We start from the raw sequence: 20,061 nt of genomic DNA on the forward strand, positions 1-20,061 counted from the left end.
GAGCTTATTGCCTCCCGAATGGGCCCGAAATGAGGTTTTGTTGACGCCAGTAACGTGGCGTCAACCGGGTAAAAACAGCGTGGCTAGCCGAGGGAAACGACCCGTTCAGGCCGGGGCGAATGCCGCGACGTCACCAACCCGATAAAGGAAATGACCAATGCCAGGCCCAAGGTGGTACTGACCTCGCTGCGATGCTCGGGCGTGACCATCATGACCGCCAGCGCCGCCGAGATGAACACGATGACCAACCATGTCAGCCAGGGGAACAGACACATGCGAAAAGGCAGCTCGATATTCTGCCGTTGCAACATCCGGCGCATGCGCAGTTGCGAGATCGCGATCACCAGATACACCAGCAAGGCGATGGCGCCGGAGCTGGCGAGCAGGAACTGGAACAGGCCGGCGGGCATGAAGTAACTGAACAAGGTGACGCCCGCACCCAGTACGGTACTGGCAATCACCGCGGACCGTGGCACACCAGCCGAAGACGTCACCTTCAAGGCCTTTGGCGCATCGCCGCGACGCCCCAGGGAGTACAACATCCGCGAGGCGATGTAGATCGAGGAGTTCATGCAACTGGCCACGGCGATCAGCACCACCACATCCACCAGGAATTTGGCGTGGGGAATGTTCATCAGCTCCAGGGCCCGCTGGTAGGAACCCACTGAAGCCAGGAGCGGATCGTTCCAGGGGACCACGGAAATGACCACGAAGATCGACAGCAGGTAAAACACACCGATGCGCCAGATCACCGAACGGGTGGCCTTGGCAATGTTCTGCGCAGGGTTATCGGATTCGGCGGCTGCGATGGTCACCGCCTCCGTACCGATGAAGCTGAACATGATGGTAATGAACGCGCCCACCACCGCCGACAGGCCGTTGGGGGCGAACCCGCCATGTTCCTCCATCAACCGACTCAGGCCGCTGGCTTCACGCTCGGGAATCCAGCCCATCAGCACCGCGAAACCCAGGGAGATGAAGCCGATGATCGCCACGACCTTGGCCATGGCGAACCAGAACTCGAACTCGCCGTATTTGGACACGCTGAACAGATTCGTCACGGCCAGCAGAACGATGGAGACCGAGGCAAATAACCACGCGTCGATGGCGGGAAACCACTGGTTCAGCACATGACCGGCGGCCAACGCTTCGATGGGAATCACCAGCACCCAGAACCACCAGTAGAGCCAACCGATGGTAAAGCCTGCCCAGCGTCCGATGGCCTGGTCGGCATAGGTGGAGAAGGAGCCAGTATCCGGATTGGCAACCGCCATCTCGCCCAGCATGCGCATGACCAGGACCACCAGCAGGCCGGAGAACAGATAGGCCAGCATGACGGCCGGGCCAGCGGCGGCAATGGCATGCCCCGATCCCACGAACAGACCCGCGCCGATGATTCCGGCAATGGACAGCATGGTGACGTGACGAGGCTTGAAGCCCTGTGCCAGATGGCCGTTCGAGTCCTTGAAGCTGGGGCTGGTCATTCTTTTTATTCTCTTGTGATCGAACATTGAGACGCGCGCAGGGACAGTCGGTGTTGCTGGTTTCCCGCCCCTCCTGGAAGCGGCAGCGTTTGGTTGTGTTGAACCACCCTGGGCGAACGTGCGCACTTGCGGTGAAAAGTCGCGCCACGTTACCTGCCTTCCCTCCCGAGTTAGTTACCTGAACGCGCCATCTCTGTGCCTGATTTCGCCAAGTGGGACATGGCGTTTTGCCCATTGTGGCGAGGGGATTTATCCCCGTTGGGCTGCGTAGCAGCCCCCAAAAATACCGTTGACTTGACACCGAGCCGAACGTTTTTAGGGCTGCTGCGCAGCCCAGCGGGGATAAATCCCCTCGCCACAAAAGCTCCCGATCAGCACTCCACCGAAAACCCTGAAATAAATGCTTTAAACATTTTACTCAGTTAAGTATTTTTGCATGAGTTCGGAAGGCAAGTCAGTCGCAAGCCCCTGTGGAAGCACCGGCCTTCTATTCTCTTCTCTCCAACAAGGACCTCCCGTGAGCGGACTGCGTGAACGTCAAAAAGCCGAACGCCGCCAAGCCATCAGCAAGGCAGCGGTCGAACTGTTCGAGCGCCAGGGTTTCCAGAACACCACCATCGAACAGATCGCCAGCCAGGCCGGCGTATCGGCGCCCACCGTGTTCAAGTACTTCGGCAACAAGCAGGAAATCATCCTGGAAATCCTGCACGACGCCGACCAGCGCGCGCTCAGCGACACCCGTAGCCAAATGCCTGACATCGAAGACCCGGTCGAAGCGTTGTGTTATCTGGAGCGGCTGTTGACCGGTTACGCACTGGAGGTCATGCACCCGAGCCTGTGGCGCGAGTTGCTGCCGCTGATCCTGTTTGGTGGCGACAACGGGCTGCCCGAGGGGTACCGCGCCATGAACGATGCGCTCAGGGCCGAGATCAGTGGTCTGATCAGGGAATTGCAACAGGCCGGCAAATTACGCGCCGACCTGGACGTGGACCTCGCTGCGTTCCTGTTGAACGACTATTCGCACTTGCAGCTGTTCAGGTTGGTCAACCAGGAACAACCGGATATCGAAGCCCATTCAACGCAGGTCCAGCGTATCACTGAGCTGCTGTTCCAGGGCATGCGCGCCTGAGCACATCCACCGATAAGCGCCCGGCGTCGCGACGCCGGGCCAGCCTGATCAGCGATTGGTCTTGATGGCGGTCCAGGTGCGCGTGCGGATCCGCTCCACGGCAGCCGGCACGGGCTCTAGCATGAACAGGGTCTTGCGAGCTTCATCCGGTATATACATGGCCGGGTTGCTACGGATCTCGGCGTCCACCAATGCCGTGGCGTCCTTGTTCGGGTTGGGGTAACCAATCTTGTTGCTGATCCGGGCAATCACATCCGGGCGCAGGATGTAGTTGATGAAGGCGTAGGCCTCTGCGGTATGAGGGGCGTTGGTGGGCACCATCATGACGTCCGCCCACATCGGCGCACCTTCCTTGGGTAAGGCCATCGCCACCTTGACACCCTTGCCGGCGGCATCGGCCAGTCGCGTGGCCAGGGCCACGCCGCCAGACCAGCCCACCCCGACGCAGATCTCACCGTTGGCCAGGTCCATGCCATAGCGTGAAGAGTTGAAATAGGTGATGTACGGGCGAACCGTGTGCATCGCCGCCTGGGCCTGCGGGTAGTCTTCGCGCTTCTGGCTGTTGGGATCCAGGCCCTTGTAATGCAAGGCGATGGGTACGATCTCGTTCGCCGCATCAAGGAAGCCGACACCGCAACTGGCCAACTTGGCCATATTCTCTTCCTTGAAGATGATGTCCCAGGTATTCATCTGCACGTCAGCCCCGAGCACCTGCCGGACCTTGTCGACGTTATAGCCGATCAGGGTCGTGCCCCAGAGATACGGCGCCGCGTAACGGTTGCCTTCGTCACCGATGGCCTCCAGGGTTTTCATGAACTCGGGGTCCAGATGCTGCCAGTTCGGCAATTGGCTGCGGTCCAGGGGTTGGACCGCGCCCGCGGCAATCAGGTGGCTGACGTTGGAACTGCTCGGGTAGACCACGTCATATCCGGAGTTGCCGGTCAGGAGTTTGGACTCCAAGGTCTCGACGCTGTCGAAAACGTCGTAGATGGGACGGATGCCGGTTTCCTCCTCGAAACTCTTGAGGATTTCAGGCGGCAGGTACTCGATCCAGTTGTAGATTCGCACCGTCCGTTCTTCGGCCAGGCTTGCGCCACTGACCAACATCGAAACGACAGCGCCCAGCAAGGTGTTGCGCAAAAACAGGCTCATGATCAAACACTCCAGCGCGGCCGCGAAGGCTCGCGGCACTTAATAGCGGTAGGTGAAGTAGAGTTCCAGCGCGCTGAATTTCCGGTCGTCGCCGAAGACTTGTCTGGCCGCTGCCATGGGCTTGACCCAGTTATAGGACAGCGAGGTAGACAACGACTTCGAAGGCGCCCAATCCAGGAAGACTACACTTTCGTCGGCAAACCGTTTGTCGCTGACGGCGGTGCCCATGTAGTTTTTTTCGTCCAGCCAGAACTGGTAGTGGATCGCACCGAGCGTAAGGGTTTCGTTGAGGTGGGTCTTGAGTGAGAACTGCTGGACGTTTTCGTTGCTGTTGAACAGCAGGTAGTTGCCGACGACATCACCGATCAGCCAGGTGCTCCAGTCGACGAAGCCCTTGCTCAACGGGTCCCAGGCTTTCTGTCGGTTGTCCGTGAGGTTGTCGTCGCCAGAAAAGCTCGCGTAGCGGTAGCCGATCACCGGGGTCAACGGCAGCGTGCTGAAGGTGTAATCCGCCTGGCCGTACCAGGCCTTGGCATCGTAATCCACGCCTTCGCCGCTGCCTCGTTCCAGGGCATATTCGGCATTGAGGGTCAGGTCCGGGATAGCCGGGAGCCGGGCGTTCAAGGCCCTGACGTTATACACCAGCATGCCATCGCGACGGCGCGGCAACGTGCTGCCCTTGGGCCCCATGGCCTTGACCTTCAACGCGGTGGCGCCCAGCGTCACCTGGTCGTCGAGGTTGTAGTCCAGGTTCACGCCGCTCATGCGAAAGTCACCCAGGTCGCTGTCGGTCCCCAGGCTGAAGCCCTGGACCTTCAATGCGCCATGGTCCCAGGCGACCACCGCCGAATCCTTGAAGGCGGTGCGGGGTGCGAGCCAATAGGCGCCGTCGTTCAACTGGTCGAGGTTGCCATCCATCACGATGAAACCGTTGCCGATCATGTAATTCTGGCGACCGCCCGTAACCGTCCACTCCCCGGCGCGGAAACCGCCATAAAACTCTTCGGTCGAGACCTTGCCGTCGGAACTGCGGGTGAAGCCACCGGCATCGCCGTCCCCGAAGGTGGTCGCCCCCACCAGTGAGCCGCCGGCCAACAGGGCGAAATCCGGCTGCACGGCATACTCCAACTTGACGCCCGGCTTGACGTAGAACTCCTGCCAGTCGATTTTCGTGCCGCGATTCTTGCCGCTGCGCATGTCCACCACGCCGCCGCCAAAGTTGACGTTGCGGGTAGAAAGGACTGCGCCACCGGCACTGAAGTTGACCTCGCCCTTGAGGTTGCCCTCCTCGAAGGTGTAGCCCGCCCAGGCAACCTGGGCGGTCAAGGGTAACCCGAGCACGAGGAACGCTCGGGACAAACGCATCATGGAAACCATATGGAGCTCCTGTTGATTATTGTTGTTACAGGGCAGTAAATGGCGGCGCAAACCCGCGCCAACACCTGGCTGGGCCGGGTGAGCGGAACGAACTCTTGTATTTATCGGATGAAGTCAGGGCGTCAGTTGCGCCGCGATGGCACGCAGCATGCGCACGCTGTCGCCGTCGAAGGGGCTGACGGCTTCGTCCAGGGACGACTGCTTGACGATCACCACGCCGGACGGTTTGTCGATGAACAGGTATTGACCATGGATGCCACCGGCCATGAGCGCCTGGCTGTGGTCGTTGAAGACATACCATTGGCTGCGGTAGGACGCGCCTGGGGTCCAGCTCGAAAAGTCGGGGGATGCAGCGTAGATCGCGGGGTCGGTTCCGGTGGCGATACCGGCCAGCGCCTCGGCCGAGAGCAGTTGTGTCCCCCCCTGGCGGCCATCGTTGGCCAGCAGGCGACCGAAGCGCGCCATGTCACGCAAGGTCGCACTGAAACCGGCACCGGCGACGCTGCGGCCCCAGGGATCCGCCAGGAAGTAGCCGTCACGTTCACAGCCCAACTGGCTCCAGATATCTTGCAGCAACTGATGGCAGGCCTTGCCTGATGCCCGCTCCATGACCCAGGCCAGCGCCTCGGTGGTGGCCGTCACGTAATGGAAAAAGCCGCCGTGACTGCCGCGCTTTCTCAATGACGGCAAGTACTGGTACAGGGATTCGAACGTCGTGTACTGCGCTGGCGCCGGCTGGAAACCGCAGGCGTAGCCGTATTGGGAGCTCTCGGAATCCGGGTCCTCATAGACCTCGCTGTAATCGACGGCCACGGCCATGTCGAACAGCTGGCGCACGGTCGCATCGCCGAACGCGCTGCCCGTCAGTTCCGGTACGTAATGGGCGGCTGTCAGCGTCGGGTCCAACAGGCCTTCGCAGACCAGTTGCTCGCCCAGGGCACCGATCAGCGACTTGGTCACCGAAAACATGATGTGCCGGTCCTGGGGGCTCTGGCCATTGAAGTAGCGCTCGAACAGCACGGTGTCACCCTTGAGGACCAGGAACCCATCGGTCTGGCTGGCGATCAGGTGGTCGATCACGCTGATGCTCAAGCCACACTCGCTGTCGAAGTGCAGCTCATCCAACGGCTGGAGCGCCTGCTTGAACGCGCTGACCGGCCCGCTGCCGGCCCGCACATCGATGGAAGGACGCAAGCGCGCCAGGTTGCGAAAGCCCCATTGGTTGAACGGTGGGCTCATCCAGTTGTGCCAGGTGACGCGGCGGTGGGGTTCGGCGGGAAAGCCTTGCATAAGTGAAGGCGCCAGGCGTGCGTCAGAAGGCGATTCGTGAGTCTCGACGTAGAGACTGGCCAGTGAAGGCACGGTGTTCTGATTCATCGGGTTGCCCCTGCAAAATGACTCTGCGTGAAAGCAGATGCAGGAGAATAATTACCCGATGTAATTTTTTAGTCAATAAAACTTTTTATGGTCATTTCAATTTATCTCGTTAACGGCGACATGACCCCTAGCGCTGTACTGAATTCTGGGACGAAAGCCTTAAGCAAATAACTAAAGGTTATTTGTTTTATATTTTTTAGATCATTTAGATTAAGCCTTAAGCCCAATGGCTTCGCGGTACTGCCTCAAGAACGTCGGCATTTACCCATCCTCAGTCACGGCAATCTCATTAACGGGCCACCGTCATGCAGCTTCTAACACTTCCCCCCTCTCCCGGCCTGGCCACCTCGATTCGTGCCACGGCCCAGGTCTTCGAAGACCCCACCTCCCGCGCCTTGCTGGAACACCTGCAACAAGTGGCGCCCAGTGACGCCAGCGTGCTGATCATCGGCCAGACCGGGACCGGCAAGGAACTGGTGGCGCGCCACGTGCACAACCTCAGCGCCCGTCGCCACAAGCCGTTCGTGGCGGTCAACTGCGGGGCGTTTTCCGAAACCCTGGTGGAGGCCGAGCTGTTCGGCCATGAAAAAGGCGCCTTCACCGGCGCGTTGACGGCCAAGGCTGGTTGGTTCGAGGAAGCGGATGGCGGCACCTTGTTCCTCGATGAAATCGGTGATCTGCCGCTGCCGATCCAGGTCAAATTGCTGCGGGTATTACAGGAGCGCGAAGTGGTTCGACTGGGGTCGCGCAAGAGCATCAAGATCAATGTACGCGTGTTGGCGGCCACCAACGTACAGCTGGAAAAAGCCATCAATGCCGGACACTTTCGCGAAGACCTCTATTACCGCCTGAACGTGGTCAGCCTGGTGCTCAAGCCGCTGCGCGAACGTCCCGGCGACATCCTGCCGTTGATACGCCACTTCATTGCACAGTACAGCCACAGGCTTGGCCACGGCGAGGTGACGCTGGATGCCCAGGCGCAACGCAAGTTGCTCGACTACTCCTGGCCGGGGAACATCCGCGAACTGGAAAATGTCATTCACCACACCCTGTTGATTTGCCGTAACAATGTGATCGGCGTGCAGGACCTGCACCTGTCGAACCTCCGTATCGAACGCCGGGACAACCCGCCGGACTCGGCCCCCCAAAGCGCAGAGGCGCTTTTGCAAAAAGCCTTCGAGAAACTGCTCGAACAAGAGCATGGCGACGTGTATGAAAAGGTCGAGGCCGAGTTGCTACGCACCGCCTACCGATACGCCAATTGCAATCAGGTCCATACCGCCAGCCTGCTGGGCCTGAGTCGCAATGTCACCCGCACGTTGCTGATCAGGATTGGCGAACTGGTGGTCAATCGGCGCCGCCCGGCACTGGACACCCGGGATGGCCGGGTGATCAACCTGTCGACCTGAGTTCCAAAGGGCTCCGCGGCGAGGGAGCTTGCTCCCGCTGGGTTGCGCAGCGCCCCCAATGAAACGGATGACATCCACCTGATACACCTCGATGACTGGCTTTGGGGCTGCTGCGCAGCCCAGCGGGAGCAAGCTCCCTCGCCACAAAAGCGATTCGACAGTGGCCCTTTTAGGGGGAGCTCCTTGCTTCAATCTCGGATGCTTCCTGGCCTCTCGTTCGCGCGCCCAGGTAGAAATCCTGGAGATCGCTGCGGGCCGCCAGTTGTTCAGCGCTGCCTTCACTGACCACGCGACCGCTTTCCAACACGTAACCGTAGTGGGCGTAGCGCAGGGCGATGTTGATGTTCTGTTCGGCAATCAGGAAACTGACGCCGTCACGCTGATTGAGTTGGCGGACGATCTCGAAGATTTCCTCGACGATCTGCGGCGCCAACCCCATCGACGGTTCGTCCAGCAAGACCAGTTGCGGCTTGGCCATCAGCGCGCGGCCTATTGCGATCATCTGTTGCTCGCCGCCCGAGGTGTAGCCGGCCAGGCTTTTGCGCCGCAGTTTCAGTCGGGGAAAATGGCCGTAAACCGATTCCAGCTCAGCCAGCAACTGGCGCCGTGGCACCTGGCGCGCCAGGGCACCGGCCAGCAGGTTTTCCTCCACGGTCAACTGGGCAAAGCAATGCCGACCTTCCAGCACTTGCACCAGACCGCTCGCCGCCAAGGTGTGAGGCGCGCTGCGGGTCACGTCTCGCCCCTGGTAGACAATCCGCCCCCGCACCACCTCGCCCCGTTCGGCGCGCACCAGGTTGGAGGCCGCCTTCAGCGTGGTGCTTTTACCCGCGCCGTTGGCGCCCAGCAGCACCACGACCTGCCCTTTTTCCACCTCCAGCGACACACTGCGCACCGCCAGGATGGTCTGTTCGTAGAGCACTTCAATATCGTCGATCTGCAGGATCGGCACGTTCGTCACCATGCTGTTTCGCCTTTTCAAGTAGCGGCCGGACGCATGCGCCCGGCCGCCGCGATGCCTCAGGATTCCGTGCTGCAATCACGCGGAGTAAGGCTTTTTTCCCGGGCGTACTGATGCGAAGACGCTTCGATGATCGGCCGCAACAGGGCGCGGTCGGCCTGCACCCAGTCACTGATCAGCTTCCACTGCGTACCGTCCCATTGCTGGAAGCGCACCGCACCACCGCCTTCATGGTCCGAGCACGACAACTGCAACGGCTGCACCAGGCCCAACGCCCCCAGTTCCTTGAGCCGGGCGTCGTCGAGCTTGAGGTTCTCGAAGCCCCAACGCACTTGCTCACCCGTCAGGGGTTGCTGACCGAATTTCTGCTGGGCAATGCGCAGCGCTTCTACGTTGAGGATGCCGTTGACCACGCCGAGGTTGTAATACACGGTGCCGAAACGCTTGGGATCAGCCAGGTCGCCATGACCGGCATCGACCACTTGTTTCTTGATGCCCTGCAACACTGGAAAATCGGTGCCCGAAGGGTGCGTGGTGATGGCGATGAAGCCCTTGGCCGCGGCACCGGCCGGCGCAGCGTCATCCTCGGAGTTGCTCCAGATGTTGCCGATGATGTGGTCGGCCGGGAAACCGACTTTCTGCGCGGTTTTCAGCGCCACCGGGTTCATCACGCCCCAACCGCGCAGGATCACCCAATCGGGTTTTTCCCGACGGATATTCAGCCACTGCGATTGTTGCTCGTTGCCCGGGTGCGGCACCTCCAGCAAGGTCAGCGCAAAACCGTATTTGTCGGCCAGGGTTTGCAGGACCTCATTGGTTTCCTTGCCGTAGGGCGAGCCGTGATACAGGGTAACGATTTTCAGGCCCTTGAGTTTGTCCAGCCCCCCGGCGCGATGGCCGATGTAATTAATGATCGCCGAGACCTCGGAATACGGGTTCAACTGCAACGGAAAAACGTAAGGGAACACGCTGCCATCGGTGGAATCCGTGCGCCCATGGTTGATGGTGATCAGCGGCAGTTTGTCGGCTGTCGAGCGCTCCAGCGTGGCGTAGGCGATGCCCACCGACAGCGGGTTGGTGGCAGCTGCCGGCGCGCCGTTCAAGCCTTTCTTCAGGCGTTCGTAGCACTCCACGCCTTTCTCGACCACGTATTCGGTCTCGCACTCACTCCAGGTCAGCTTGACGCCGTTCACGCCGCCATTGGCGTTGACGTACTTGAGGTAGTCGATGAAACCGCCGAAAAAACCGGTGCCGCCGGCCGCATAAGGGCCGACGCGATAGCTTTGCAGCGGGAAGTATTGTTCGTTGTCCGCCTGGACAGTGAAGGCCGCGGCGGTGAGGCTCAGGGCCAGTGCCAGGCTACTGGCGAATGATCGTTTGAACATCGGATTTTCCTTGTTATGAAGCCATGGATAAGCCAACAAAATGGAACTGCAAACCCGCGTTGTGCGGTTCGCTCAGTAGCGCAACGGCCACAGCCGAGCGCGCTGGCGAAATCTCTGCCAGAGGCGCGCAAGGCCCTCTGGTTCCTTGATCAGGAACAAAATGATCAGGGCGCCGAATATCATCTTCTGCAGGTTCTCCACCTGGCCGGCGTCCACCAGCCCGCCGGGCAGCAGCGACACCAGGTTCGAGAGCAACACCGGAAACAGCACGATGAAGGCCGCGCCGAGGAAGTTGCCCAGCAGGCTGCCGAGGCCGCCGATAATGATGATGAACAGAATCTGGAACGACCGATTGAGGTCGAACCCGTGGGGCTCCACCGTGCCCAGGTAAGCGAAGGCCCAGAGCGCACCGGCCACCCCGAGGAAAAAACCGCTGATGGCGAACGCCAGCAGCTTGGTTTTTGCCAATGCAATGCCGATGACCGCGGCGGCGGTGTCCATGTCGCGCACCGCCATCCAGTTGCGCCCCAACTCGCTGCGCACCAGGTTCTTGCCCAGCCAGAACAGCGCTACCACCACGCTCAGGGTCAACAGATAGCGACCGGCCGGCGCGTCGAGGTTTATCCCGAATACGTCCAGGCGCGGCGCGCTGATCACGCCGGAGGCGCTGTTGTTGGAAAACCAACTGAACCGGGTCAGCGCCCAGGTCACGAAGAACTGCGCTGCCAGGGTCGAGACCAGCAGGTAGAAGCCTTTGATGCGCAAACTCGGCAAGCCGAACAGCACCGCCACCAACGCCGCCGTCAATCCGCCCAGGGCGATACTGACCAACAACGGCAAGCCGGCGACCCTTATTTCAAGGTTGTAGGTGGCAAAGGCGCCCACCGCCATGAACGCCGCCGAACCGAGGGACAGTTGTCCGGCATAGCCAGTGAGCAGATTGAGCCCCAACCCGGCCAGGGACAGCACCAGGAACGGAATCAGGATCGCGCTGAACCAGTAGTCATTGCCCAGCCAAGGCACCACGACAAAGGCCAACAGCAGCAACGCGACCAGCCCGTGACGGTCCTGGCGCAGCGCGAAGACCCGGCGGTCCTGGGCATAGCGGGTGTTGAACTGGCCTGTTTCTCGATAAAACATGATGCGCTCCCCTAAACCCGTTCGATGGCCCGTTCGCCAAACAACCCCGCCGGACGCACCAGCAAAAACACCAGCGCCAGCACGTAGGGAAACCAGTTCTCGATGCCGCTGCCGATGAAGGGCCCGAGGTAAACCTCGGCCAGCTTCTCCGAGGCACCGATGATCAAGCCGCCGACAATCGCCCCGCTGATGGAGGTAAAGCCGCCGATGATCAGCACCGGCAACGCCTTGAGCACCACCAGCGAGAGCGAGAACTGCACACCCAGGCGCGCGCCCCAGAGCAGGCCGGCGACCAGCCCGACAAACCCCGCCACCGCCCACACCACCACCCAGACCCGCTGCAAACGAATGCCCACGGCCAACGCCGCCAGCGGGTCATCGGCCACCGCCCGCAACGACAATCCGAGCCGGGTCTTGTTGAACAGCCAGGACAACAGCAGCACCAGGAACGCCGCGGTCACTGCGGCAAAAATGTCGAACTGCGACAACAACATCCCACCCAGCTCCAGCGGTTCATCACTGATGCCCAGTTCCAGGCCATGCACCTGGGCACCCCACAGCGCCTGGGCGAACCCTTCGATGACGTAGGACAGACCGAGGGTGGCCATGAACAGCGTGATCGGTGAACGGTTGACCAAAGGGCGCAGTACCACACGTTCCACGGCCACGGCGATCAGCAGCATCGCCGCCAGGCTGATGACGAACGCCAGCCAGAACGGCACACCGCGCTCCAGCAGGCTGACGAAGGTCAGCGCCGAGAACAGCACCATCGCGCCCTGGGCGAAATTGAATACCCCGGAGGCCTTGTAGATCAGCACAAAACCGATGGCCACCAAGGCGTACATCACCCCCGCCAACAACCCGCCAATCAATACTTCAAAGAAAAATTCCATAGCTGTTCCTGTTCTGCGGGCGCAACTTGCCTGCCCTCCCTGGAGAGAAGGCGTCGAATATCCAGTGTCAGTGGCGAGTGCCCAGGTAGGCCGAAATGACCTCGGGGTTCTGCCGTACATCTTCAGGCGAGCCGTCGCCGATCTTGCGACCGTAATCGAGCACCACCACGTGGTCGCTGATGTCCATGACCACGCCGATATCGTGCTCGATCAACACCACCGTCGTGCCCAGTTCACGGTTGATGTCGACGATAAAGCGGCTCATCTGCTGCTTCTCGTCGGCGTTCATCCCGGCCATGGGCTCGTCCAGCAGCAACAGCCGGGGCTCCGCCGCCAGCGCACGGGCCAGTTCCACCCGCTTCTGCAAGCCATAGGGCAACGTGCCCACCAGGGTGTCGCGCCAAGGCTGCAAATGCAGGAACGCGATGACACGCTCGGCCGCTTCGCGCTGACGGTCATCCTCGGCCCGGGCGCGACCGATGCGCAGTGCCTGTTCGATCCAGGTGCTGCGGCGCTTGAGGTTGCGTCCGGTGAGCACGTTGTCGAGCACGCTCATGCCCTTGAACAGCGCGATGTTCTGAAATGTCCGGGCGATGCCGCGAACCGCCACGTCGTGGGGGCGCATCCGGCGCCGCTCCTGTCGATCAAAACGGATGTGCCCGTCCTGGGCCTGGTACACGCCGCTGATGACGTTCAGCAGCGAACTTTTGCCGGCGCCGTTGGGGCCGATCAAGGCGCAGATCTCACCGGCGGCGACGCGAAAGCTGATGTCCGTGACCGCTTTGACGCCTTTGAATGACAGCGAAATATGGTCCAGCTCCAGCAAATGCGTGATGGCCGTCTGGGTCATGGGGCGTCTCCTTTCAGGCCAGTTGCGACTGGAGACCCGTCCAGTCATCGGTGGCGTGTTGCACCAGGTTCGGCGCCGCTTGCCAGTGGGCCCCGTCGTCCCACTGGCGAATCTTGATACCCAATGCCTGGAAAAATGCCTGGGTTTCGGGCCGCAAGGCGTCGCCCACCAGCAGCGGCGAGCGGGTGCGGGAAAAACCCAGCACGTCGCGCAATGGCCGGCGAACCAGCCAGTGCCCCAGATGCCGTTGCAACAGCCCCGGCTGCGCGGCCAACGCCCAGTCCACCAGCCCGCGCGCCCCACTGCCCGGCGCCGGCAAACGTTCCAGCGCATAGCGGTGCAAACGTTCGTAGGTTTCCCGCGTCCCGGCCACCAGCGTCGGGCCCAGCTCGCGACGGTCGCGATCACGGGTCGCCAGGTTCTCAGGGAAGTTCAGGCGAAAACCGGCCATCAACCAAGGCGCCAGCAGATAGCGAGCTTGCCCGCCCGAGGCGAACGCCCGTGCGGCCAATGCCTCTTCCTGCCGTCCCAGGCCTTCGCGCGTCACCAACCGCTGGCCCTCCTGCAGCAGCTCGGCGTGGCTGACGCGTTGCTCCTCCATCGCCCGTCCACTTCCGCGATAAAAAACAAAGGCCGTCTGCAGCACTTGCCCTTGCGGGGCCAGGTCAACGATTGGCCGCTCGGCAGCCAACGCGGCGTAATCCAACGCTTGCGCAAATGGCAGCGAATCCGACAGACCACGCTTGTCGAGGTAGACCCACACCCCCACGGCCACCTGCGCCGCATGCAGACGCAGCATGTCTTCCACGCCTTCGACCAGGACGAAATCCGGCTGCAGCGTGCCGAGCAATTGCACCTGTCCGGCCGATGCGTCCAACGGGTCGAACAGACTCGCCACGCCGCCCAGCCATTGCGCGGCCAAGGCGGCAAGCAGTGCCTGCGGCCTGGGTCGACTGATGATCGTCAGGGTCGCGCCCGCCGCAAAACCGCGGGCTTGCAGGGCACTGGCGAAACGGCGCACCTCGTCGGCCACGTGCGCCCAGCTCCGCTCCTGCCAGACACCGAGGTGCTTATGACGCAGCGCGATGTCCTTGCCATGCTCCAGCGCCTGGCGCTGCAACCACTGGGGCAAGCTGGCCGGGACCGTGTCGGGGGTGTCGGTGAACGTGCCCATGCTGCCTCCCGCGCCTAAGCGACCGCCGCCGTTTTGGCTGCCACTTTGCGTTGCTCCAGCTCACGCACCAGCGGCAGCACCCTACGGCCGAAATACTCGACTTCTTCCTGGAAGTGCAGAAAGCCGGCGAGCACCAGATCCACACCCACCGCCTTGAGCGCGACGATGCGTTCGGCGATCTGCTGCGGCGTGCCGATCAGGTTGGTCTTGAAGCCATCGTTGTATTGCACCAGGTCCTCGAAGCTGGATTTGGCCCAGTTGCCCTCGCCTTCCGGACTGGACTTGCCGGCCTGCTTCGCCGCATCGCCAAAGGCATTGACGGCCTCGGGATCGGCCTGGTCGATGATCTGGGCGAGGACCGCACGCGCCTCTTCTTCGGTGTCGCGGGCAATGACAAAGGCGTTAACGCCGACCTTGACCTTGTGGTTGTTGGCCGCGGCTTTCGCCTGGAGGTCATCGATCTGCGCCTTGACGCCTTCCACGGTATTGCCGTTGGTGAAGTACCAGTCCGATACCCGGGCGGCCATGTCCCGCGCCGCACGTGAGCTGCCGCCCTGGAAGATCTCCGGGTGCTGCTGCAGTGGTTTTGGCTTGAGGGTGTAGTCGTGGAAGCGGTAGAAATCACCGCGCAAGGTGAAGTTGTCGGTGGTCCAGATGCCCTTGAGCGCAGTGATGAATTCTTCGGAACGGCGATAGCGCTCATCGTGCTCCAGCCACGGCTCGCCAATGGCGGTGAACTCGCCCTTGAACCAGCCCGACACGATGTTGACCGCCACCCGGCCGCCGGTCAGGTGGTCGATGGTTGCGATCTGCTTGGCCAACACCGACGGCGTCCACGGCCCCGGCAACACCGCGGCGATGACTTTCAGGCGCGTGGTGGCGGCCAGCAAGGCATGACTGAACGCCACGGACTCATGTTGGTATTCAGCCCCGTAACCGGCAGTAAAGCGCACTTGCGACAGGGCGTAGTCGAAGCCGGCCGCTTCAGCGATCTGGGCCAGCTTGCGGTTGTAGTCGATGCCCCAGTCGGTGCGTTGCTCGATTTTGCTGACCACCAGCCCGCCGCTGACGTTGGGCACCCAGTAGGCAAATTTGATCGTGTCCTGGCTCATTGCATGTACTCCACGGCTCGTTTTGAAAGGAAAAATGGATCAGGCGGCACTGGCGTCGCGTCGAACGCTCGGAACGAGGCTCAACAACGCCGACTCGACGGCGCGCTCGATACGCTCCAGCACCTGTGCACTGGAGATCCGGTATTGGCTGAAATCGGTTTCGCTGGCATAGACCCCCACTGGCAGACTGAGGGCCTGGAAGAAGCCGAACAGGGGCCGCAACTGGTGATCGATCATCAAGGCATGGCGATCCGAGCCGCCTGTCGCGGCCAACAGCACCGGTACGTTCTTGAGGGCTTCGTGATGAACGAAATCGAACAGGTGCTTGAACAGGCCGGTGTATGAAGCTCGGTACACCGGGCTGGCGGCAATCAGCAGATCGGCCGATTCAATGGCGTGCAGGTCCTCCTGCACGGCAGCCGGCAACGCCTCGCGACGCAACACCCCGGCGAACTGTGGACCGACCTTGGCCAATTCGATCAAGCGCACCTCGATCGGCAGTTGCTGTCCAAGCCGGTCCACCAACGCCTGGAGCAGGGCCAGGGTGCGTGACGGGTGCTGCACGCTGCCTGACACCGCCACCACTTTGAATTGCTTGCTCATCGCTTACCCCATGCCTGGAGACGCCACCTCAGCGTCTGCACAAGGTGTAGAGCAGCAACCGTGCCAGTTTGATATTTCCTTATTAATCAATTAATTACATGAGCAAGCCAATCACTGCGCTGTCGCCCGACAGTCAAGCTGTTGGTCCGCTGTTGCCTGGCCAACACCTGGCCTGTCGATGCCCGCCGCCGCAACTGTTGCCCGGCAAACAGTTGCGCAACAGATTGTCCGTGGCCAGGACAGCCCTTTCGCTGATAAGCGCCGTATGGGCCCCGCATTTACGGGCGTTGGGCCTCGGGCATGGACTGTGCAATGGCCTTTGGCACCGGCAGATTTTTCCCCTGCCTGCCTACTCGCCATCAAGAAGGAAGATCAACATGACCGCACAGCAACAACACCTGCCGCCGACCCTTTCCACGGGCACCGACTATGAGCTCCTGGCCGAACGCTTCCGGCCGATCTTTGCGCGCATCCAGGCCGGCGCCCTGGAGCGTGAGCAGACACGCAGCCTGCCCTTTGAACAAGTGAACTGGCTGAAGGAAGCCGGCTTTGGCGCCGTCCGCGTACCGGTCGAATATGGCGGCGCCGGGGCCTCGTTGCCGCAACTGCTGCAATTGCTGATTGAACTGGCTGAAGCCGATTCCAACCTGCCCCAGGCCTTGCGCGGGCACTTCGCATTCGTCGAGGACCGTCTCAACGCCCACGCCAGTAGCCCACAAGACATCTGGTTCAAGCGTTTCGTCGAGGGTGAACTGGTGGGCAATGCCTGGACGGAAGTCGGCGCGGTGAAGATCGGCGAAGTCGGCACCCGGGTTTCCCGCCAGGGTGATCAGTGGGTCGTCAATGGCACCAAGTACTACAGCACCGGCAGTATCTTCGCCGACTGGATCGACGTGTATGCCCAACGCGACGACAACGGCACCGACGTGATTGCCGCCGTCCGCGTACACCAGCCGGGCGTCAAGCAAAGCGATGACTGGGACGGTTTTGGCCAACGCACCACCGGCAGCGGCACGTCGCTGTTCGAGAATGCGTTGGTCGAGGCAGAAAACCTCATCGACTTCTCTACCCGCTTCAAATACCAGACCGCGTTTTATCAACTGGTGTTGCTGGCCGTGCTGACCGGCGCCGGTCGCGCTGCGGTTCATGACATCACCGAGCAAGTGCGCAAACGCACGCGGGTCTTCAGCACCGGCAATGCCAGCGAAGTGAGCCAGGACGTGCAAGTGCAGCAAGTGATCGGCAGGGCATCGGCCCAGGTCTATGCCGCCGAAGCCACCACCCTGCGCGCCGCGAGCGCCTCCCAACGTGCCTACGAAAGCCGCTTCAGCCAGGACGCCGAAACCGAGCACACCGCCAACATCGCCGCCGAACTGGAGTCGGCTCAGGCCCAGGTGGTGATTTCCGACCTGGTGTTGCGCGCCACCAGCGACCTGTTCAATGCCCTCGGTGCTTCGGCCACTAGCACCAGCAAGACCCTCGACCGTCACTGGCGTAACGCCCGCACCGCTGCCTCGCATAATCCATTGATCTACAAGGAGCGCATCATTGGTGATTGGGAGATCAACGGTACGGAACCGCCGTATGTCTGGCAGATTGGCGGAGGGTCGAAGCAGCTTTGAGTACCACATCCGAGAAGGACTGGCTCAGCGCTTACGGGCGCTGGCTAGCAATATCCAGCGAAGAATGGCTGGAGGGCAAAGCGGCGAATGCTCATCTGTCGAGGGATAGGGTGCTGAAGGCCGCTAAAGTCAAAAGGCTTTGAAAGGGATGGCTGTAAGAGCGGAACCATAAGCAGCCATTACCTCAGAAACGGATATACACACCAACCAATCGCCAAAAAAAAACGATGAACGATCAGCCCCAACGCAAACACATGAGATCAAGCACAGAAAGGATCAACTAGCTGACGACCTGAACACACCGCATAATCCATCTACCCCCATCCACCCGAAGGGTCGCTGAAGATGACAGTCATCCATAAGGCCGCTCAGATAGGATACTCAGCAGAAGCCAGCACCTATACCCAAGGGCGCCCAGACTACCCAAGCGAAATACAGGCATGGCTCAGCAGCGCACTGGAAATCAGCCCAGGATCGACAGTCGTTGAGTTAGGAGCCGGTACCGGTAAATTTACTCGCCTGCTGGACTCAATGGCGATCAATGCCATCGCCATCGAACCGGTCGAGGCGATGCGAATCGAGTTTGCCAAGCACCTGCCGAACACCAGGATTCTGGAGGGAACGGCCGAATCCATTCCCCTCGAGCCAGGGACGGCGCAGGCGCTCGTATGCGCCCAGGCCTTCCACTGGTTCGCGAATGAAACCGCGCTCCAGGAAATTCACCGAGTACTCAAACCGGGCGGCCGGCTCGGCTTGATCTGGAACGTGCGTGATGAGTCCGTGGACTGGGTGGCCGACATCACTAAAATCATCACCCCCTTCGAAGGCGATACCCCACGCTTTCATACTGGAAACTGGCGACATCCCTTCAACGGACGTTACTTCTCGCAGCCCGAACTGACCGGTTTCAGTTACACCCACGCAGGCAGCCCCGAGACGGTCATCCTGGATCGCTTTCTGTCCGTGAGTTTTATTGCAGCACTGCCTGACGCAGAGAAGAAACGGGTAGCGGATCAACTACTGGCCTTGATTCAGACCCATCCGGCTCTGCGCGGACGCAAGCACATTGAGTTCCCTTATCAGACCCACGCTTATTCATGTCGTCGCCTGGATTGAATCACGACGCCATCAACCCAGCAGGAACTCGTACCTGACGCCCTCAAAATGCTGGCATCATGCCTTTTTCCTTGCACTCATGGAGTGACTGTGACGAATCTAAGTGCCGCCCCTGAGTTTGCAACCGCCGCCACTTTACCGCGCTACCGCTTCTTTCCCCGGATCGGGATGTTTGTACTTGCGACCCTGATAGTCTTTCTGGCTGCAGTGCCCGAAGTCCTTTTCATACCCGCAGACATGCAGGCCTACCTGACGTTCACCACCACCTCAGGTATCACCGCGCTCGCTCTCCTCGCCCTCTTCGCCCTGCAGTACCGCTCCGATGCGCGCACGCAATGGCGCGGTCATTACATAGGCAAACCCCTGCAGTGGGGCGCGCTTGGCATCGTGGGCTCCTACCTGTTTTTCGGAGTCGCCATATTCGTGCTGGGGCTGCCGCGAGAAGTGTTCATGGCCCAGCTCCTGGACGGGCTCAACAATTGGCAGGCCATGATCAAAATCGCCTCGCTGATCGTGTTGCCACCCATCGCTGAAGAGTTATTTTTCCGCCATTACATGCTCCGGCTGTTCCCCTATGAGAACAGCCGTACCTGGACATGGATCGCGATCATCGTCACGTCAGCCATCTTCGCCGGCATGCACATCCAATACGGGAACTGGATAACCGTCGCGCTGATCTTCTCCTGTGGAGGCGTATTCGCCATAGCAAGAGTGGTCAGCGGTGGCTTGCTGGTGCCAGTGCTCCTGCATTCGCTGGCCGAAATGGTTGCACTGACCACTGACAAGTCTTTCTCGCTGATGGGGCTTTACGGTTGAATCAGGCAAAGGCGCAAACGTCAGCACCTCAAACAAGGGCAACCATGACCTCTCACGCAGCGTGCCTCGGACTGTCTGCCTTGACGCTCGCCTTCCTGAGTGGGCCCGTCCAGGCCTCGACGTGGCAGATCTGCCACCTGGAGCTACGTATCATCGAGGTCTTGAAACAACCCTACCCGCAGCTTCAGGCGCAGATCCTAAAAGTCAGGCCGAAGTCCGCCTCGGTGGAGTGCCCAGCGCAAGGCTCATCGCTCACCTTCACCCCGGAAACCCCGGACTACCAAGCCACGCTCCCCCGCCGGCAATGGCCCGGCAAAGGACAGTCGGTACGGGTGGACTACCGCTACCTGGATGGCATCTGTAAAGGTGACGGCAACTCGTATGCGTGTCGTATCAAACACTACCCGGTGGTGGGTCGATAATCAGGCGGCTGGAGACACTGGCATTTAGCTGATGGCCTC

General features: G+C 60.9%; 18 protein-coding genes. 6 read left to right on the top strand and 12 right to left on the bottom strand.

Annotation, left to right across the window (positions count from 1 at the left end):
- Window positions 1-83: 83 nt before the first annotated feature.
- The gene (locus V7773_RS09125; protein ID WP_336073085.1) at window positions 84-1,484 is read right to left on the bottom strand and encodes an amino acid permease; all 1,401 of its coding nucleotides are present in this window, start codon (window positions 1,482-1,484) and stop codon (window positions 84-86) included.
- A 517-nt stretch (window positions 1,485-2,001) separates the two neighbouring features.
- On the opposite strand from V7773_RS09125, the gene V7773_RS09130 reads away from it, so the two are divergent.
- Complete coding sequence (locus V7773_RS09130; RefSeq protein WP_336073086.1) at window positions 2,002-2,613, top strand: TetR/AcrR family transcriptional regulator; 612 nt, start codon at window positions 2,002-2,004, stop codon at window positions 2,611-2,613.
- Between the two features lie 48 nt (window positions 2,614-2,661).
- On the opposite strand, the gene V7773_RS09135 is transcribed toward V7773_RS09130, so the two are convergent.
- The 3 genes from V7773_RS09135 to V7773_RS09145 all read right to left on the bottom strand — a co-directional run bounded on the left by V7773_RS09135 (window position 2,662) and on the right by V7773_RS09145 (window position 6,519).
- Complete coding sequence (locus tag V7773_RS09135) at window positions 2,662-3,765, bottom strand: polyamine ABC transporter substrate-binding protein (RefSeq protein WP_063321474.1); 1,104 nt, start codon at window positions 3,763-3,765, stop codon at window positions 2,662-2,664.
- 39 nt (window positions 3,766-3,804) lie between these two features.
- Entirely contained in the window at window positions 3,805-5,142 is a 1,338-nt protein-coding gene (locus tag V7773_RS09140) for an alginate export family protein (protein WP_336073087.1), read from the bottom strand.
- Window positions 5,143-5,256: 114 nt separating this feature from the next.
- A complete protein-coding gene (locus V7773_RS09145; protein ID WP_336073088.1) occupies window positions 5,257-6,519 on the bottom strand; it encodes a serine hydrolase domain-containing protein in 1,263 nt (420 codons plus the stop codon).
- 305 nt (window positions 6,520-6,824) lie between these two features.
- Here V7773_RS09145 and V7773_RS09150 point away from each other — a divergent pair, with 305 nt between their 5' ends.
- Window positions 6,825-7,928, top strand: a complete 1,104-nt coding sequence (locus V7773_RS09150; protein WP_336073090.1) for a sigma-54 interaction domain-containing protein — start codon at window positions 6,825-6,827, stop codon at window positions 7,926-7,928.
- Between the two features lie 169 nt (window positions 7,929-8,097).
- Here V7773_RS09150 and V7773_RS09155 read toward each other — a convergent pair whose 3' ends face one another.
- From V7773_RS09155 to msuE, 8 genes are all read right to left on the bottom strand, one after another.
- On the bottom strand, window positions 8,098-8,892 hold the full coding sequence (locus V7773_RS09155) for an ABC transporter ATP-binding protein (protein ID WP_336073093.1): 795 nt from the start codon (window positions 8,890-8,892) through the stop codon (window positions 8,098-8,100).
- A gap of 56 nt (window positions 8,893-8,948) precedes the next feature.
- Window positions 8,949-10,274, bottom strand: a complete 1,326-nt coding sequence (locus V7773_RS09160) for an ABC transporter substrate-binding protein (RefSeq protein ID WP_336073094.1) — start codon at window positions 10,272-10,274, stop codon at window positions 8,949-8,951.
- Between the two features lie 72 nt (window positions 10,275-10,346).
- A complete protein-coding gene (locus V7773_RS09165; protein WP_336073095.1) occupies window positions 10,347-11,414 on the bottom strand; it encodes a branched-chain amino acid ABC transporter permease in 1,068 nt (355 codons plus the stop codon).
- Between the two features lie 11 nt (window positions 11,415-11,425).
- Window positions 11,426-12,307, bottom strand: a complete 882-nt coding sequence (locus V7773_RS09170) for a branched-chain amino acid ABC transporter permease (RefSeq protein WP_336073096.1) — start codon at window positions 12,305-12,307, stop codon at window positions 11,426-11,428.
- 67 nt (window positions 12,308-12,374) lie between these two features.
- Window positions 12,375-13,157, bottom strand: coding sequence for an ABC transporter ATP-binding protein (locus V7773_RS09175; protein ID WP_336073097.1), 783 nt, complete (start codon window positions 13,155-13,157; stop codon window positions 12,375-12,377).
- 13 nt (window positions 13,158-13,170) lie between these two features.
- Window positions 13,171-14,331 (bottom strand): AMP-binding protein, encoded by a 1,161-nt coding sequence (locus tag V7773_RS09180; protein ID WP_336073098.1) that lies wholly within the window; start codon window positions 14,329-14,331, stop codon window positions 13,171-13,173.
- A 14-nt stretch (window positions 14,332-14,345) separates the two neighbouring features.
- A complete protein-coding gene (gene sfnG, locus V7773_RS09185) occupies window positions 14,346-15,443 on the bottom strand; it encodes a dimethylsulfone monooxygenase SfnG (RefSeq protein ID WP_336073099.1) in 1,098 nt (365 codons plus the stop codon).
- 39 nt (window positions 15,444-15,482) lie between these two features.
- A complete protein-coding gene (gene msuE, locus V7773_RS09190; protein ID WP_072344676.1) occupies window positions 15,483-16,046 on the bottom strand; it encodes an FMN reductase in 564 nt (187 codons plus the stop codon).
- 377 nt (window positions 16,047-16,423) lie between these two features.
- On the opposite strand from msuE, the gene V7773_RS09195 reads away from it, so the two are divergent.
- From V7773_RS09195 to V7773_RS09210, 4 genes are all read left to right on the top strand, one after another.
- Window positions 16,424-17,668: an acyl-CoA dehydrogenase family protein gene (locus tag V7773_RS09195; protein ID WP_336073101.1), complete on the top strand. Its 1,245-nt coding sequence runs from the start codon at window positions 16,424-16,426 to the stop codon at window positions 17,666-17,668.
- Window positions 17,669-18,013: 345 nt separating this feature from the next.
- Window positions 18,014-18,784 (top strand): class I SAM-dependent methyltransferase, encoded by a 771-nt coding sequence (locus tag V7773_RS09200; RefSeq protein WP_336073102.1) that lies wholly within the window; start codon window positions 18,014-18,016, stop codon window positions 18,782-18,784.
- Window positions 18,785-18,874: 90 nt separating this feature from the next.
- Window positions 18,875-19,600, top strand: a complete 726-nt coding sequence (locus V7773_RS09205; RefSeq protein ID WP_336073103.1) for a CPBP family intramembrane glutamic endopeptidase — start codon at window positions 18,875-18,877, stop codon at window positions 19,598-19,600.
- A gap of 44 nt (window positions 19,601-19,644) precedes the next feature.
- A complete protein-coding gene (locus V7773_RS09210; protein ID WP_336073106.1) occupies window positions 19,645-20,022 on the top strand; it encodes a hypothetical protein in 378 nt (125 codons plus the stop codon).
- The last annotated feature ends 39 nt before the right edge of the window (window positions 20,023-20,061 follow it).

Origin of the sequence: Pseudomonas sp. 3JA (genome assembly GCF_036961705.1) — a bacterium.
In the GTDB taxonomy this organism is placed as follows: Bacteria; Pseudomonadota; Gammaproteobacteria; order Pseudomonadales; family Pseudomonadaceae; genus Aquipseudomonas; species Aquipseudomonas fluorescens_Q.